At 59.1% G+C, this 14,891-nt stretch carries 13 protein-coding genes and 2 pseudogenes; 4 read left to right on the top strand and 11 right to left on the bottom strand.

The window, feature by feature from the left end:
• The first annotated feature begins 32 nt into the window (after positions 1-32).
• Both QA644_RS25810 and QA644_RS25805 read left to right on the top strand, forming a co-directional pair.
• Positions 33-695 carry a peroxiredoxin gene (locus QA644_RS25810; protein ID WP_283073819.1) on the top strand — a complete coding sequence of 221 codons (663 nt, stop codon included), beginning with the start codon at positions 33-35 and terminating at the stop codon, positions 693-695.
• A 41-nt stretch (positions 696-736) separates the two neighbouring features.
• Positions 737-1,774 (top strand): MBL fold metallo-hydrolase, encoded by a 1,038-nt coding sequence (locus QA644_RS25805; protein ID WP_283073818.1) that lies wholly within the window; start codon positions 737-739, stop codon positions 1,772-1,774.
• Positions 1,775-1,840: 66 nt separating this feature from the next.
• On the opposite strand, the gene ugpC is transcribed toward QA644_RS25805, so the two are convergent.
• The 8 genes and pseudogenes from ugpC to QA644_RS25765 all read right to left on the bottom strand — a co-directional run bounded on the left by ugpC (position 1,841) and on the right by QA644_RS25765 (position 9,012).
• The gene (gene ugpC, locus QA644_RS25800; protein ID WP_239600917.1) at positions 1,841-2,896 is read right to left on the bottom strand and encodes a sn-glycerol-3-phosphate ABC transporter ATP-binding protein UgpC; all 1,056 of its coding nucleotides are present in this window, start codon (positions 2,894-2,896) and stop codon (positions 1,841-1,843) included.
• 4 nt (positions 2,897-2,900) lie between these two features.
• Positions 2,901-3,731, bottom strand: coding sequence for a carbohydrate ABC transporter permease (locus QA644_RS25795; protein ID WP_283073817.1), 831 nt, complete (start codon positions 3,729-3,731; stop codon positions 2,901-2,903).
• A 4-nt stretch (positions 3,732-3,735) separates the two neighbouring features.
• On the bottom strand, positions 3,736-4,668 hold the full coding sequence (locus QA644_RS25790; protein ID WP_194731313.1) for a sugar ABC transporter permease: 933 nt from the start codon (positions 4,666-4,668) through the stop codon (positions 3,736-3,738).
• 85 nt (positions 4,669-4,753) lie between these two features.
• Positions 4,754-6,013, bottom strand: a complete 1,260-nt coding sequence (locus QA644_RS25785; protein WP_283073816.1) for a sugar ABC transporter substrate-binding protein — start codon at positions 6,011-6,013, stop codon at positions 4,754-4,756.
• A 37-nt stretch (positions 6,014-6,050) separates the two neighbouring features.
• The gene (locus QA644_RS25780; RefSeq protein ID WP_283073815.1) at positions 6,051-7,217 is read right to left on the bottom strand and encodes a PLP-dependent transferase; all 1,167 of its coding nucleotides are present in this window, start codon (positions 7,215-7,217) and stop codon (positions 6,051-6,053) included.
• Positions 7,214-7,936, bottom strand: a complete 723-nt coding sequence (locus QA644_RS25775; RefSeq protein ID WP_092588266.1) for a FadR/GntR family transcriptional regulator — start codon at positions 7,934-7,936, stop codon at positions 7,214-7,216. Before QA644_RS25775 ends, QA644_RS25780 begins: the two co-directional genes overlap by 4 nt.
• 171 nt (positions 7,937-8,107) lie before the next feature.
• Positions 8,108-8,438, bottom strand: a pseudogene (locus tag QA644_RS25770) (helix-turn-helix domain-containing protein); the annotation flags it as partial.
• 79 nt (positions 8,439-8,517) lie between these two features.
• Complete coding sequence (locus tag QA644_RS25765; RefSeq protein ID WP_283073814.1) at positions 8,518-9,012, bottom strand: DUF2937 family protein; 495 nt, start codon at positions 9,010-9,012, stop codon at positions 8,518-8,520.
• 166 nt (positions 9,013-9,178) lie between these two features.
• Between QA644_RS25765 and QA644_RS25760 the strand changes: the two genes are divergently transcribed.
• The gene (locus QA644_RS25760) at positions 9,179-9,358 is read left to right on the top strand and encodes a hypothetical protein (RefSeq protein WP_283073813.1); all 180 of its coding nucleotides are present in this window, start codon (positions 9,179-9,181) and stop codon (positions 9,356-9,358) included.
• Positions 9,359-9,469: 111 nt separating this feature from the next.
• On the opposite strand, the pseudogene QA644_RS25755 reads toward QA644_RS25760, so the two are convergent.
• Positions 9,470-11,035: pseudogene (locus tag QA644_RS25755) on the bottom strand (transposase).
• A gap of 642 nt (positions 11,036-11,677) precedes the next feature.
• On the bottom strand, positions 11,678-12,079 hold the full coding sequence (locus tag QA644_RS25745; protein WP_074071676.1) for a hypothetical protein: 402 nt from the start codon (positions 12,077-12,079) through the stop codon (positions 11,678-11,680).
• Between the two features lie 203 nt (positions 12,080-12,282).
• On the opposite strand from QA644_RS25745, the gene QA644_RS25740 reads away from it, so the two are divergent.
• On the top strand, positions 12,283-13,068 hold the full coding sequence (locus QA644_RS25740; protein ID WP_349254139.1) for an acyl-CoA thioester hydrolase/BAAT C-terminal domain-containing protein: 786 nt from the start codon (positions 12,283-12,285) through the stop codon (positions 13,066-13,068).
• Between the two features lie 206 nt (positions 13,069-13,274).
• On the opposite strand, the gene QA644_RS25735 is transcribed toward QA644_RS25740, so the two are convergent.
• Positions 13,275-14,357 carry a YihY/virulence factor BrkB family protein gene (locus QA644_RS25735; protein WP_283073811.1) on the bottom strand — a complete coding sequence of 361 codons (1,083 nt, stop codon included), beginning with the start codon at positions 14,355-14,357 and terminating at the stop codon, positions 13,275-13,277.
• Positions 14,358-14,891: the final 534 nt, after the last annotated feature.

The following is a 14,891-nucleotide window of genomic DNA, read 5'->3' as shown; positions in this document are numbered from 1 at the left end:
TTTCGGCAACCATGTGTCAGATGGAGGGGTTCATGTCTCTCGCGATCAACGATACCGCACCGGATTTCCAGGCAGAAACGACCGAAGGCAAGATTGAGTTTCACGACTGGATCGGCAATTCCTGGGCTGTCCTGTTTTCGCATCCCAAGGATTTCACGCCGGTTTGCACCACTGAACTGGGCTACATGGCCAGGATCAAACCCGAATTCGACAAGCGTGGCGTGAAGATCATCGGCCTGTCGGTCGATCCTGTCGATCGCCATGCCGGTTGGGCAAGCGACATCCAGGAAACGCAGGGCGCTGCACCGAATTTCCCGATGATTGCCGATACCGATTACAACGTATCGAAGCTTTATGGCATGCTCCCCGCAGCAGTCTCCGGCGATCCGACAAAGCGAACGCCGGCCGACAACCAGACCGTGCGCAACGTCTTCGTCATTGGCCCCGACAAAAAGATCAAGCTGATCCTCGTCTATCCGATGACGACCGGCCGCAATTTCGATGAAGTGCTGCGTGTAATCGACTCGCTGCAGCTGACCGCCAAGCACAGGGTCGCCACACCGGCGAATTGGAAACAGGGTGAGGATGTCATCATCGCCGGTTCGGTAAGCGACGACGAGGCCAGGACGATCTATCCGAACGGATGGACCGCACCGAAGCCCTACATCCGGATCGTCCCGCAGCCAGAGGCATAGGTGCGACATCCGGTGGAGCAATCTGCAAAAGGGAGGTGCCGATGATCTTCCGCCAGCTCTTCGACAGTGTCTCCGGCACCTACACCTATCTCATCGCCAGCCGAAAGGGAGGCGAGGCGCTCATCATCGATCCAGTGCTCGAAAAGGTCGACCGCTATCTCAAGCTGGTAGAGGAGCTCGACCTCAAGCTGGTCAAGGCCGTGGATACTCATCTGCACGCTGACCACATTACCGGGCTGGGTGCGCTGCGCGACCGGACCCATTGCGTGACAGTGATGGGCGAGCAGACGCTTGCCGATGTCGTCTCCATGCGCGTCACGGAAGGCGACCGCGTGGCGATTGAGGGACTGAGCCTCGACGTCCTTTACACACCGGGCCATACGGACGATTCCTATTCATTCCTCATGAATGGCCGCGTTTTTACGGGCGACACGCTGCTCATTCGCGGCACCGGGCGTACCGATTTCCAGAACGGCAATCCGCTCCAGCAATATGACTCCATCTTCAACAAGCTCCTCAAACTTCCTGACGAGACCCTGGTCTATCCGGCGCACGATTATAAGGGCGACACCGTTTCCACCATCGGCGAGGAGAAGCGCTTCAATCCACGCCTGAAGGTCAGATCAGCCGACGAGTACGCCGATCTCATGAATAACCTGAAGCTTCCAAATCCGAAGATGATGGATGTGGCCGTGCCTGCAAATATCCATATCGGCCTGCATCAGGACGAGATTTCACGCAAGGGCTGGGCCGTCTCGGCGGCAGAGGTCTTGGCGCTGAGCGGGCGTCCCGACATTGCAATCGTCGATCTGCGTGAGAAGGGAGAACGGGAAAAACATGGAACAATTCCTGGCTCCCTGCATGCGCCCTATCCGGACTTGCAGGAAAACATCAGCACCGGCGGGATGTTGCATGAACTGGCAGAGGCGACCGGCAAGCGCATCGTGTTCTACTGCGCTTTCGGCGAGCGATCGGCAATGGCCGTCCAGGCAGCCCAGGATGCCGGCTTGGCCAGCGCCTGCCACATCGAAGGCGGCATCGATGCCTGGAAGAAGGCGAACGGGCCGGTGATCCGATAACCTACCTGAGGCATTCGTGGGCCGCCACGGCGATTGTCGTCAGTCGGTCGAGGCGGAAAAGATACGTCAGCCGGCCCTATTTCCCTCGCCGTCGAATAGATGCAGATGCTGCGCCGGAAAGGATACGCTGACTTCGGGCCCGGCCGTCAGCGCTTCGCGATCCAGCGTGAAGACCTTGAAAGGCAGGCCATGCAGCGACAGATGCAGGATGATGCCGAAGCCGGTCGGTTCGACGAGCTCGACCTCGGCACGCATTCCGCCTTGATCCGACATGACCACATGCTCCGGGCGGATGCCGAGCGTGACTTTCGCGCCGCTGGAAAGCGCAAGCGGCGCCGACAGCGGAACAAGCGTCCCGTCCTTCAGCCTGACCCCGCCCGCCTCGCATGTCGCATCCAGGAAATTCATGCCGGGAGAACCGATGAAGCCCGCGACGAAAAGATTGGCGGGCCGATCGTAAAGCTCGAGGGGGCTGCCGACCTGCTGCACCACGCCGCCATGCATGGCGACGATCCGGTCGGCGAGCGTCATTGCCTCGATCTGGTCGTGCGTCACATAGATTGAGGTCGCCTTCAGGTCGGCATGCAGTTTCTTGATCTCAGCACGCATCTGTTCGCGAAGACGTGCGTCGAGGTTCGAGAGCGGTTCGTCGAAAAGGAAGGCCTTGGGCTGGCGAACGATGGCCCGACCCATGGCGACACGCTGCCGCTGCCCGCCCGAAAGTGCCTTTGGCCTCCGTTCAAGCAGCGGATCGAGGCCGAGCTTGGAGGCGGCATTTGCAACGGCGCTCGCAATCTTTTCCTTCGCCGTCTTCCTGAGCCTTAGGCTGTAACTCATGTTGCCGGCGACGTTCATATGGGGATAAAGCGCGTAGGACTGGAACACCATGGCGATGTCCCGGTCTTTCGGATGCAACTCATTGACCCGGTTCCCGGCAATGCGGATTTCGCCGCCAGTGACCTCTTCGAGCCCCGCGATCATGCGCAGCAGGGTCGACTTGCCGCAGCCCGACGGGCCCACGAGGACGACGAATTCACCATCCTTGATCTTGAGATCAACGTCATGCAGCACCTGGACGTGGCCGTAGGCCTTCTTGATGTTCTGGATATCGATCGATGCCATGTGACTAACCCTTGACCGCGCCGGCCGTCAGGCCCTGGACGAGATAACGCTGAATGAGCAGGAAGAAGAGGCCGGCTGGAATGAGTGCCATGACACCCGCCGCCATCATCTGCCCGAAATCCACGGAGAATTTCGAAACGAATGTAAGAAGGCCGACCGGAAAGGTTGCCGCGTCATTGCCGTTGATAAGCATCAGCGCGAAAAGCAGTTCGCTCCAGGCCGCGGTAAATACGAAGCCGAGGGTTGCCGCGATCCCCGGCAGCGTCAGCGGCAAGATGATCTGCCGGAAGGCCGTGAACTGCGTCGCTCCGTCGATCATCGCAGCCTCCTCTAGATCCTTTGGAATGCCGTCGAAAAAAGATTGCATCAGGAACGTCGCGAAGGGCACGTTGAAGGCGGTATAGACGACGACGAGGCCGGTCAGACTGTTCGTCAAGTGCAGCGGCGAGAGTATCTTGAAGATCGGTGCGACGAGCATGACCAGCGGGAACATCTGCGTTAAAAGCATCAGCGCAACGATCCAGTATTTCGCGCGGAAATTGAAGCGCGACAGCGCATAACCGGAAAGCGACGCGCAGATCGTCACCGCCACCGCCGTCGAGGCCGACACGATGAGGCTGTTCTTGAAGAAGGTTGGAAAGGCACTGTGCTGAAGCACAAAGGAATAATGTTCCCATGTCGTACGCGACGGCCACATGCGCACGCCCTCGCTATAAAGCAGGTCGTTCGGGGTGACTGAGACCTTCAGCAGCCAGAAAAGCGGAAAGAGCGCGAAACCGATATAGCAAAGGATTGCCAGCCGATGGGCGGTGGTCGCAACGGTGGATCGTCTCATCTATTCAATCCTTCAGCAGGGTCTGCCGCAGCAGGATGATCAGCATGGAATAGGCAAGCAGCAGTGCGAGCAGAACCAGTGCGATCGCCGAGGCATAACCGAAATCGAGCCGTCTGAACGCCTGGGTGAAGATATAGCTGGCGACGATCTGCGTCCGGTCCGCCGGCCCGCCGCCCGTCATGACGACAATGAGATCAGCAAAGTTCGATACCCAGACGGTGCGGAGCAAGACGGTGATGGCAATCGTCGGTGCAAGGAAGGGAAGCGTGATCGAACGGAAGCGCTGGACCCAGCCGGCGCCATCGATCGATGCGGCTTCGTAAAGATCGCGAGGAATTGCCTGAAGCGCTGCGAGCAGCGTGATCGCGAAGAACGGGATGCCCCACCAGACATTGGCGATGATCGGTCCCCACATCGCATATTGCGGATCAGAAAGAATGTTGCCAGGCGCGCCGGTCAGCCCGAGGCCGAAGAGCCAGTGCGGAATAGGCCCGATCACCGGATTGAAAAGCCAGGCCCAATTGAGGCCCGCAAGGAAGGACGGAACCGCCCAGGGCAGAAAGACGAGTGCCTGCACGATGCCCCTGCCCCAGAACGGCTTATCGAGCAAAAGCGCCAGGATGAGCCCGAAGATGAACTGCAAGATCACCGAAGCGCCTGTCCACCATAGCGTATTGCGAAGCGCGCCGTAAAAGGCCGCATCTTTCGAAAGGGCGCGGAAGTGCTCAAGCCCGATGAAACCGCCGGAAAATGGGTTCAGAAGCTGGATATCGCGAAAGGCGTAGGAAATGCCCACCGCCAGCGGCGCCAACATAACCGCGATGATGAGGATCAGCGACGGTGCGCTGTAGAGATAGGGCTCCGAGGCATCTGCAAGACGCTTCAGCCACGGCCTGCGATCGTGGCGCCTGTTCAACGTGTCGGCGATCATAGTCATCGGCCAAATTCCGGTTCGCGGCGCTATGGCGCCGTCTGTCTCGTCGGGAAGAATCGGCGGCGGATCGCTCCGCCGCCCCTGGCTCCTACTTTTTGGCCAGGAACTTCTGCTGCGCCTTGGTCAAGTAGTCGGCCCACTGATCGGCCAGCTCCTTGGGCGTAATGTCGCCAAGAAGTGCCTGCTGCGAGGTCTTGATGGCCAGCGAATCCTTGAAGAAGGCGAATTCTTCGAGGTAGGTCGGCATGACGGTCGGAACCGTGTTCGGGTCAGCCAGTTCCTCGAACCAGCCCCTGAACTGGTCGCCGGCATAGAAGGGATCCTTCTCGGCCGCAGTATAGGCCGGCAGAGCGCCGATCTTCTTGTTCCACTCGATGTTGCCTTCCGGACCTTCAAGCGTTGCAATCAGCTTCCAGGAAAGGTCCTTGTTCTGGCTCGTCGTGAACATCGACCATCCCGCATAGCCGATCGTGGGGAAGGATTTGCCGTCCGGCCCCTTCGGCAGCGGGATGACGCCGAAGTCTTCCTTCTTCATGCGCTCGGCAATGGCAATCAGAGCATCCGGATCCTGGTCGAGAAAGGCGCAGGTGCCGGAATAAAAGCCGGCAACGACCTCATTAAAGCCCCAGTTCACACTGTCCTTCGGCGCATAGCCCTTCTTGTAGAGGTCGACCATCCACTCGATGCCCTTTGTCCAGCCGGGGCTGTTCATGGTCGAAGTGCCGTCTTCGTTGAAGTACTTGTTGTCTCCTGCCATGGAGGCTGCAAAGATCATCCAGCCATTCAAGCCGCCCGGGCCGCCGCGCATGCAGTAGCCGTATTTTCCGGAGATCTTGGAGACCGCTTCGGAGGCCTTGGAAAATTCGTCCATCGTCTTCGGCGGTTCGGCAAGGCCTGCTTCCTGTAGCAACTTCTTATTGTAGAACATGGCACGCAGATAGAAGCCGTAAGGCAGCATATAGGCCGTATCCTTGACATCGCGCCCGAGTTCAAGCGCGCGCGGCGTCAGCTCCTTGGTGTGCTCCCACTTTTCCAGATAGGGTTCAAGGCTTTCAAGCATGCCGTTGTTGCCGTAGAGCGAAAGCCAGGTGTCCGGCATTTCAATCACGTCCGGCGTATCGCCCGCCGACACCATTGTCGCGAACTTCTGGAAGGCTTCGTTCCACGGTAGCGAGATGATTTCGACCTTCGTGCCCGGGTTTTCGGCCTCGAACTTACCGACGATCGATTTGAGGGTCTCGGTGCGCTCCGGGCTGGTGATGACTTCGACGAGTTTCAGCGTCGTATCGGCAAAGGCCGTGCCTGCCATCATCGCTGCGAAGAGCGTTGCGGTTATCAGTCTCTTCATGCTCATTCCCCCTTTTCGGTGTTCTTTCAGTTGACGGTTATGAAGCGGCGGCAATCGCCTCTTCGATATCCCCCCACAGTGCCTCGGTTCCTTCGAGGCCGACATGGAGGCGTACGGACCGCGGATGAATGCCAAAGGCATGCGCGGAATTCGGCTGCGCTTTCTGCTGGAGCACAACCTCGCCCGGTACGATCAGGCTTTCATGCCCACCCCAGCTTACACCCAGTTTGAAAAGCTTGAGGTGGTCGGCAAAGGCGCGGATATCGACACCTTCGCGGAAAATGAACGAAAAGAGCCCCGATGTGCCGTTGAGGCCAGTGGGCAGACGATTGGAAAGTCCCGGATGACAGACCTGCTCGACGACATCGAATTTCTGCAGGCGCTGGGCGATGGCCATCGCCGCAGCCTCGTGGGCCTTCATGCGAAGCGGCAGCGTCCGCAGGCCGCGGATGAGAAGCCAGGCGTCGAAGGGCGAAAGCTTGGCGCCGAGATAGGGATAGGTCTCGGCCTTGATGCGCGCGATCATCTCCTTGGAACCGGCAATGACGCCGGCGACGACGTCGCTGTGGCCGCCGAGATATTTTGAGGCCGAATGGATAACGAGATCGACCCCTAATGTCAGCGGCCGTTGGAAGAAGGGGCTCGCCCAGCTGTTGTCGATCATGGTAACGGCGCCATGCCGCTTGGCGAGCGCCGCAAGCGCGCCAACGTCATGGACCTCCATGACCCAGCTCGTCGGGCTTTCCATGTAGAAGAGCCTCGCACCGGGCAGCGCCTTGGCGACTGCCTCCTCGTCGCGCCCGTCGACATAGGTGACCTCGATCCTCATCCGCTTCAGGATCGTGCCAAACAGGCGGAAAGCATCTGGATAGACGTGCCTGACCGCTACGATCCGGTCACCGGGCTCTACAAAGCTCAGGACCGCCGATGAGATCGCCGCCATGCCGCTCGCAAAGCCGAGGGCATCTTCCGCGCCCTCGAGCTTGGCAAGCATCTCCTCGAACATCCGCACAGTCGGATTAAGCCCACGCGTATAGATCGGCCGCACCTTCTCGCCGCGATAGGAAGCGATCATGTCATCGTAGTCGGAGAAGGTGAAAAGCGACGTCTGAAAAATCGGCGGAACGACCGCATCAGCGAAGTTGCCCTCGTCATGGGCGGTGATCAGCGAAGCAAGCTCGAAGGGTTCCAAGCCGTTGCTCATTTGGACATTTCCTTGATGTCTTCCTCGACAACCTCGAGGATTTTCAATGTTTCTTCGCGGGCAGCCTCGGCGTCCTGGGCAACGATGGCGTTGAAAAGCGTGCGGTGGAACGGAAAGGACCGGCGCGCAAAGTCTTCCCGGTCGAATGGATGAGTCCAAAAGCGCTCGAACGTCTCGCGCATCTGCTCAAGAAGCTGGCCGAACAGCGGGTTATGGGTTGCGTCATAAACAGCCATGTGAAAGGCGAGGTCTTCGGGACCGGACGTGCCCTTCGCTTGGTGCACGCGCTCCATTTCATCGAGCTTCTCTTCGATGACGGCGAGGTCCCTGGCCGTTCTGCGCCGCGCAGCCACCATGCCTGCTTCGCATTCGATGCCGCGGCGAACCTCCAGCGTCTGCAGAAGGACGTCACGAAGATGCGCCGTGTCAAGTGACAGCGGCATGTGGATGGTCGCCTTGGAAACAGGCTTCAAGAGATAGGTGCCGCTTCCCATGCGCGTCTCAATCACTCCAAGCGCCTGAAAGTGACGGATCGCCTCGCGAATAGTCGAACGACCCACAGCAAGGGCTGCCATAAGTTCACGTTCGGCAGGCAGCCTGTCGCCTGCCTTAAGCTTCGCCGCCTCAACATAATGAGCCAGCGCCTCAGTCACCTGACGCGCACGATCCATGGCGGGAAGCGGCCGGATCAGGGGGGTATCGCCGACATTTGCCTTCATGGTTCCCCAGTTGACTTCTTAAAGTAGCAGCTTTTCAAATTGGTCTGACGTCTTAGCATTTCGCAAAGAACCTGTGCCGTCAAGGTGGGGCAGCTGATGTAGATGAACCCGCTCCCCCACAATGTCCTTTTGCACCTCCAAAAGGGCCTCAAAGCACCAGTAACGATAGCCCGGTGACAGATAAAGACCGACGATTTCGCGGATCTTATCGATGAACAAAGGGTCGCTGGAAAGCTTGAACGTCTCAGTGCGATGAGGCTGCAAGCCGAAGGCGTTCCATTTCCAGCGGATCGTCGTGTGCGAAAAGCCTGTGGCCCCTGCCATCGAGCGGATCGACCAATGGGTCGCATCGCTTGGCGTTGAACGCAGCGTGCGCTCGATCACAGCAGCAATCTGATCGTCGTGTCAATCGTCCGGGCCGACCAGGGCGAACTTCGTCGAGCAGACCATCGAGCCGATCTCTAAGAAAGCGTCGTCTCCATTTGCCAACCGTATTTCGATTTCGCCGGCTCCAATGGCCCGCGTCAGGCACCCGACCCGGCCGAGGCAATTCATGGTAAGCGGCACAATTCTCTGCCAGATCACGCCCTGCGGACGCGTGCCGCCCGTGTCATTCCACGACTCGCAGCACCGCAACCGGCTGCCGTTGCCCAGCCCAAGACGCATCCCGCTGCCCCCCAGATCAGCCCCGCCAGATCGACTGGAACCGCTGGAACGAAGTCATTCCAAGTGTTCTTGGCAAGTGTCAGGTCGGGGCGGCGCAGCAGCAGCAATGGTCTAGTGACTGGAGGCTCCAGTGCCAACTCCCGCTGCTGTGCCGAAAGCCTGTCGTAACGCTCGAATATCCGGCGCATCGCGTCGCCTTGATTACGGAGGAAGACTTCAGGAGAGGCTGCATATACGCTGAGGGCCTCCCGACGGTCGAGGCCGTTTTGGACGGCCTGGGAATCAAATGCATCGACGATCTTCCTCAATTCGTCCAGGGCCCCACCGATGCGCTGGCGGTACTGTTGGGCAAATTCAGGTCCTTGCGAGAAAACGACGCCACCCAGTAGCGCCATGACTATTGTCAACATTCGTGCCAGAAGTCCCATCCGAAGCCTCGCGTCGTTCAATATCGAAACGGCGCGATCCACGGATGGTTGCGTGGTGAGCGAGGAAATTTGTCAGATCCTTGCGTGCGTGGCGGCTTCCTGGAACTAGATTGCCACCATCGGTGTTCTTGGTACAAGGGAGATTGCCATGAGCACCAACGACACGAACGCCACTCGGGAACAGCGCCGTCCAAAAGACGTCAAGCCGGTGCCCGAGAAGCCTGATCCCGCTGACAAGGAGTCGAGGGCACCCGCGGTTCCGCCGGCCGGTACGCGGGACGAGAACGAGCGACCTATCGTCGACCCGGTGACCGGCGTCGCCCTTTGATCCGTCATGAAATCGGTAGCTCCGTGCATATCCGAATATCGGCCTTGAAGTCGCATTGGGGGCGGCGGCGCACAATGTCAAGCGAAGCGAGGAATTGACCCTCCTATTGCCTCACCCATGAATGTTACTGAAGCTGGGGGCACTGAGATGCCCCGTACCTCCTCCCGCCGCGGCGGGAGAAGGTACGGGCGCGCACTTCGTCCAGTCGCCATTGAGTAAAATCTGCCCGGCTATTTCCATCCGCCAAGCCTTGACGGCCATTTGCACCGTCCGCAGGCTTTTTTCCGTGAAGCGTGACGGATCGGCGCTCTTTAGACGCTGCAGGACCGAGGCTGCAGAGAGCGCCGGATCCGCCTCAAGCCACGCTCGAATCTGGGGCTCGAATGGCTCCAGCATGCTCGGCCTTTTCGGGTAGGGCTTGCTCCGTCGATATGGCCGCCGATGTGTCGGCCGTTTCTCTCCAGCCTGCCAGGCTGTCTTCAGACTCGCGGTGAATCGCTGCAGATCGATGGCGACTGGTTCTTCGGACCTGGCATTCAAGCCCCGACGATCGACCCGCTTTCCGAGTTCCTCCTGTGCGGCACGGATCCCGGCAAACAGCAACACCTATCTCCTGCAGCCGCTCCTTGTCGCCCTTGGCCACACCCGAATGGGCTAGCACCCGCGCTATGGGCGGCACGGGCGCATGCTAGCGTTTGATGACGCGAGCGCCGATACGTGTCTTCTCCCGTAGCTTGAATGAAGGCTGGAATAGATTGCCGTACAGACGCACCACGCCGTAGAGTCGCCCAAGGGCAACCGTCGCCTCCGCGCCGACGAGCCTTCCGTAACCAACTAGCCGTCGCACTATCGCGCCGTTCTTCTGCTCGACCCAAGTCTGATCGTTCTTACGATACGCTCGCGAACGGGTCACCTCCAACCCCTGACGTCGGCACCAGCAGACCACAAGTTCGTTCATGAAGGCGCTGTCGCTGTCGAAGTCCACGCCCAGCAGCGGAAATGGAAACAGCGAGCGGGCCTGTTTGAGGGCAGCGATAACGAGACTGCTTTCGCGCGTGCGGACTGGCACGCACTCGGTCCAGCCCGTAGCGATATCGGTCAGCACCATCGTCTGCACGAAACTACCGGACGAAGAGGTCCCCGAATGAGCCACGAAGTCGACCTCGACATAACCGGGCAGCGGATCGTTCCAGTCCCCGAAGGTGCGTACCGGGACCGACCGACGAACCGCAGAACTCATTCCAGTCCGCCGACGCCGGCCACCGCGAGCCACCACACGTATCTCTGACAGCAACCGGTCCATCGTCGACGCACTGATCGCCAGTAGTTTATCGCGAAGCTCGCTGCTCAGATCGAGCCGGCCGTGACGTTCAAGGGCTGGCAGCAAAATCGGAATCAGCGGCTTCAGGCGTTTCGAGCAGAGACGATCGGACACTTCCCAGAGAGCTACCAGCGCTTCCCGAACCTCGAGGCCATACTGGGCAACATATTGCCGAGCGCAAGGCGGTCCGGTCTCCCTATGGCGGAGCCTCGGATCGCATGCTTGCGGTGATATCCGGTAACTGCGACGAACTCATCCAGGATCCTTTGCTTGTCCGCCCGACAGCTCGATCGATATCGTTCGATGATCGCCTCAACCAGTTCCCTACGTGTCGCCATGCTGATCCGCCGTGCCATCCATCCCCCGAGCCGGGACAGCGAACCATGACCATCCCATCGGGAGCATCAACACTATCGGTAACATTTTGCTTGAGGCAATGCGGGGTCAGTTTCTCATTTCGCCCGACATGAGAAGCGCACCGAGGGCTATCGGTTCGAACCGGCAAGCTACCAGTTTGACATTTGAGAACTCAAGGCGCGAAAGATGTCGCGTCGCTTCGTTGGAAAGCGAGCGTTGGTGACAGGTGGAAGCCGTGGCTTGAGCAGGGCGATAGCGATTTTGCTCGCCCAGGAAGGTGCCGACGTGGCCGTCCATATCAACAATCAAGACACCAGGCTGACGAAATAGCGGCGATTGTTCGCTCTGTCGGTCGCAACGGCCTAGCGGTCCTGGCCGACAGTGGTGAACCCGGCACCGTCAAAGACGGCGATAACGCTTCACCGGACGCGTACAAATGTCGAGGCCATCGAAGGCCTGGACGGTCTGCGTGTCACCGTGGGGATACCAATAGACGGACGCAACGTCGTAGAATGTGGCAGCCAGAGCCTTCTTCGCTGGGCGCAGACGACCAGACCCTTAACGAATAGGCGAACTAGAGACCTGGCACCAACGACTGTGCCGATAGCGCTCCAGCGATTGCCGAGGAGCACGCCCCCGCCTTATTCGGCAGCCGCTAGAAAGAAGCTATTTTGTGAGGAAGCGGCTAGATCATGAACCCTGGCTTCAGTCTTGGCGATCAGCTGGTAGAATTCGTCCTGCGCTTCAACGTCCAGCTGGATAACAGCGTTGACATCGTCTGGCGTGTCACAGACGCAGGCGACTGCCGAGATAGGACACACGCCGCCTGGATAACGTTTGCCAGTGCCGGTATAGGCGCGGCGACCCCAGCGTTCCGAATAAACAGTCTCTTCACGGTCGAGGTGCAGAATGGTCCCCTTGCACGCGGTGACGATGGCGGCCTTGCCGTAGGCGAACCAGTGGTAGTTCAACTTTCGCAGTATATACTTGCCTGTGATGTCCTCGCCCGCCAGCTCTGCCGGGTCATTAATCATTCTGATCATGGTGGCTACCTCTTATCGCTCGCTAATATCCGTCAGGACCGTTAGGACGACAAGATAGAAAAACGTAGCATTCGGAGTAACTTAGTCACAAAGTGTTTCCGATTCTTACACTGCTTCGAGCAACCATTCAGATGGCCGGTAGCGTTTGGGAAACGCATGTTGGCCTCTGCCAAAAACAAAGATGCACATATCAAGGCTGTTCAATGGCGAGCTGTATCCAGATCGATCTATCCGGAAACGTCCAGGGAATATTGCTTGAGCCTGACCGGCGGACAGAATGGGGAATCCTTGTTCTCGCCGGATCGAGCGGGCGTGTCGATGTTCCACGTGCTTCGCTCTTCGCCAGCATCGGCGTCACGTCGCTTGCCCTGCGCTGGTTCGGCGGCGAGGGCCAAGCCCCAGGAATCTGTGAAGTCCCGCTGGAGACGTTCGTCCAGGCAATCGACGAACTTGAGAAACGCGGCTGCAAGCTGATCGCCATAGCCGGAACATCAAAAGGTGCGGAAGCTGCTCTGCTTGTCGCTACTCGCGATGAGCGCGTCGACGCAGTCTTTGCCATGAGCCCAACGTCCGTTGTCTGGGGAAACATCGGACCGGGCCGTGACGGCATCGCCTGGCCGGAGCGCTCATCGTGGACATGGAAGAGCGAGCCCCTGCCCTTCGTACCCACCGATCCTTCATGGACAAAGGAATACGCGAACGGGCTGGTTTCCTATCGAAGCTTGTTCGAGCACTGTCTTCAACGCTTCGCCAAATCGATTCCGGCTGCCACCATTCCCGTCGAACAAAGCCGGGCTAATATAGTTCTGATCGCTGGCGGTAGTGACGCCCTGTGGCCCTCGGAGAGCTTTGCGAGATCAGCTCTTCATCGCCGACAAATGTTCGCGAAAGAAGCCGAGCTGATTTGCGATCCAGAGGCTGGTCATCGTATCCTCCTTCCAGAGGAAACAACGCCAAAATCGTCACTGCATGCGCACGGGGGCAGATGAAGCTGATACGCGACTGGGGAGGACTGCTTGGGTTGCCTTTGCCAATATTTTGGGCAGGCTCGCATAACCATCGTTTGGACGCGCGCTGGTCTCCTGCGCATCTCGCCAGCTCCTGGACCGGGTCTGCAGGAAAACTGACCGGAAGGTGGCAGCGGGTCTCGAAGCTTTCGATCGTGCCAAACTGGCTGCGAAGGCGTCCCTGCTGGTCAGCGCAGCCGGTCTGCGGTCTCGCCGAGAGTGTCCGCCACATAGGCTCCGCGTGATCCCATCGGCAATGGTGCCCCCGTGGTAGTGTCCTTCGCCGTCTGGTGTTCCAGCTCGGCATTCAGCTCGCCTCCCACGATCAGGATGACGATCGACAGCCAAATCCAGACCAGGAAACCGATCAGCGCACCGAGGGTGCCGTAGGTCGCGTCGTAGTTGGCGAAGTGGTTGAGATAGAACGAAAATCCGACCGACATCGCAAACCATGAAAAGGTCACGAGAAAGGCACCCCACGTCATCCATCGGAGCTTGGCGGGCTCGCGGCTCGGACCGAAGCGGTATACGGCGGTGGTCGCAGCGGCTGCGATCAAAAGCAACAACGGCCACCTCAGAAGCAGGGCCATGTGCTCCTTGAATAGGTCGAGCCAAAGATAGGAAAGCACCACAGGCATGACAGCGACCAGTCCTATTATTGTGGCGGCAGAGAGCATCGCGCCGAAAGTGAAGCACAGCCCTACGAGGTTAAGCTTGACCAGTCCCCGCTTTTCCTTTTCTTCATAGGCCACGTTCATCGCATCGAAGATCGCCAGCGTCCCGCTATGCGTGCTCCACAGGGCGATGGCAAGGCCAACGAAGAACGTAATGCCAAGCGTCGAATCGCGGCTTTCGGCGAGGCTCTTGATGCGATCGGCGATGAGATCGAACGCGCCCGGCGGAAGCAGTCCTGACAGTTCCCGGAGGTGGCCAGCCATGGTGGCCGGATCTGCAATCAGCCCGTAAAGCGCGACGAGTGCCGACAGCGAGGGGAACAGACCCAACAAGAGGTAGAACGTCACTCCGGCTGCTATGAGTGTCACACGATCATCGATGACTTCGTGAACCACCCGCCAAAAGACATCGCGCAGGCCCTTCACGGGTATCGCCTCGGGGACGCTTGCGTCCCTTCCTCGACCAGCCTCGAGCTCAGTCTCCACTGATCCGTCTGGCGTGTCTCCATGCGTGCCCTTCAGTGCGACGAGTACACCGCCCACCACGACAAGGAGGGTGGCGACGCTCGACAGCTTAATGTGCGGACGACTGAGCATAGGTAATTCCATTTCAGCAGGGTAATTGCGGTTGGCCACGCTTCTTATTGGGATCGCGGTTCCCCTTGCTCACCCTAAGATTTGTCCACCTCCTCGACCACCCGGCCTTGGAAGCACCATGAACGTCGGACGCGACTGAAACAGCCTTGTTAGAGACGTCGGATGCAATCTTCGGTCATGATCCATCATCGAATACAGCTGGGCCGCAACCGTGTTTTCTCCGCGTCGGCGGCTTCGCCAAGATGTTCGTGTTTCGGTTTCAGTATGCGGCATGGCGGCCTGCCGCATCTCATGAACCATCAATTGGAAGGTTTGTTCCTCTCCGGTGGTATGGTACGTGAAACCTCGCGCCTGCGACCCTCTTTGTGTCGGCAGATAGTGAAGAATGGCAGCCATCAAGGAGGTAGCGACCCCACCGGACCGGACTTTTCCGGTGCCGCGGAAGCACTGTCGGGGAGCCACTTTTCCGGGAGGCGGCTTGCCGGCACCAGAGGCGCCAGAATGAGCACAGCAGCGTGCGTCCTATCGGAGGCG

The sequence above is a fragment of the Rhizobium sp. CC1099 genome, from assembly GCF_029714385.1.
Taxonomy (GTDB): Bacteria; Pseudomonadota; Alphaproteobacteria; order Rhizobiales; family Rhizobiaceae; genus Rhizobium.
This window is presented reverse-complemented; position numbering and strand designations above follow the sequence as displayed.

What these genes read in the sequence shown, in the direction of transcription:
- QA644_RS25810 (WP_283073819.1), top strand. Translation starts at nt 33, where the DNA reads ATGTCTCTCGCGATCAACGATACCGCACCGGATTTCCAGGCAGAAACG.
- QA644_RS25805 (WP_283073818.1), top strand. Translation starts at nt 737, where the DNA reads ATGATCTTCCGCCAGCTCTTCGACAGTGTCTCCGGCACCTACACCTAT.
- ugpC (WP_239600917.1), bottom strand. Translation starts at nt 2,896, where the DNA reads ATGGCATCGATCGATATCCAGAACATCAAGAAGGCCTACGGCCACGTC.
- QA644_RS25795 (WP_283073817.1), bottom strand. Translation starts at nt 3,731, where the DNA reads ATGAGACGATCCACCGTTGCGACCACCGCCCATCGGCTGGCAATCCTT.
- QA644_RS25790 (WP_194731313.1), bottom strand. Translation starts at nt 4,668, where the DNA reads ATGACTATGATCGCCGACACGTTGAACAGGCGCCACGATCGCAGGCCG.
- QA644_RS25785 (WP_283073816.1), bottom strand. Translation starts at nt 6,013, where the DNA reads ATGAAGAGACTGATAACCGCAACGCTCTTCGCAGCGATGATGGCAGGC.
- QA644_RS25780 (WP_283073815.1), bottom strand. Translation starts at nt 7,217, where the DNA reads ATGAGCAACGGCTTGGAACCCTTCGAGCTTGCTTCGCTGATCACCGCC.
- QA644_RS25775 (WP_092588266.1), bottom strand. Translation starts at nt 7,936, where the DNA reads ATGAAGGCAAATGTCGGCGATACCCCCCTGATCCGGCCGCTTCCCGCC.
- QA644_RS25765 (WP_283073814.1), bottom strand. Translation starts at nt 9,012, where the DNA reads ATGTTGACAATAGTCATGGCGCTACTGGGTGGCGTCGTTTTCTCGCAA.
- QA644_RS25760 (WP_283073813.1), top strand. Translation starts at nt 9,179, where the DNA reads ATGAGCACCAACGACACGAACGCCACTCGGGAACAGCGCCGTCCAAAA.
- QA644_RS25745 (WP_074071676.1), bottom strand. Translation starts at nt 12,079, where the DNA reads ATGATCAGAATGATTAATGACCCGGCAGAGCTGGCGGGCGAGGACATC.
- QA644_RS25740 (WP_349254139.1), top strand. Translation starts at nt 12,283, where the DNA reads ATGGCGAGCTGTATCCAGATCGATCTATCCGGAAACGTCCAGGGAATA.
- QA644_RS25735 (WP_283073811.1), bottom strand. Translation starts at nt 14,357, where the DNA reads ATGCTCAGTCGTCCGCACATTAAGCTGTCGAGCGTCGCCACCCTCCTT.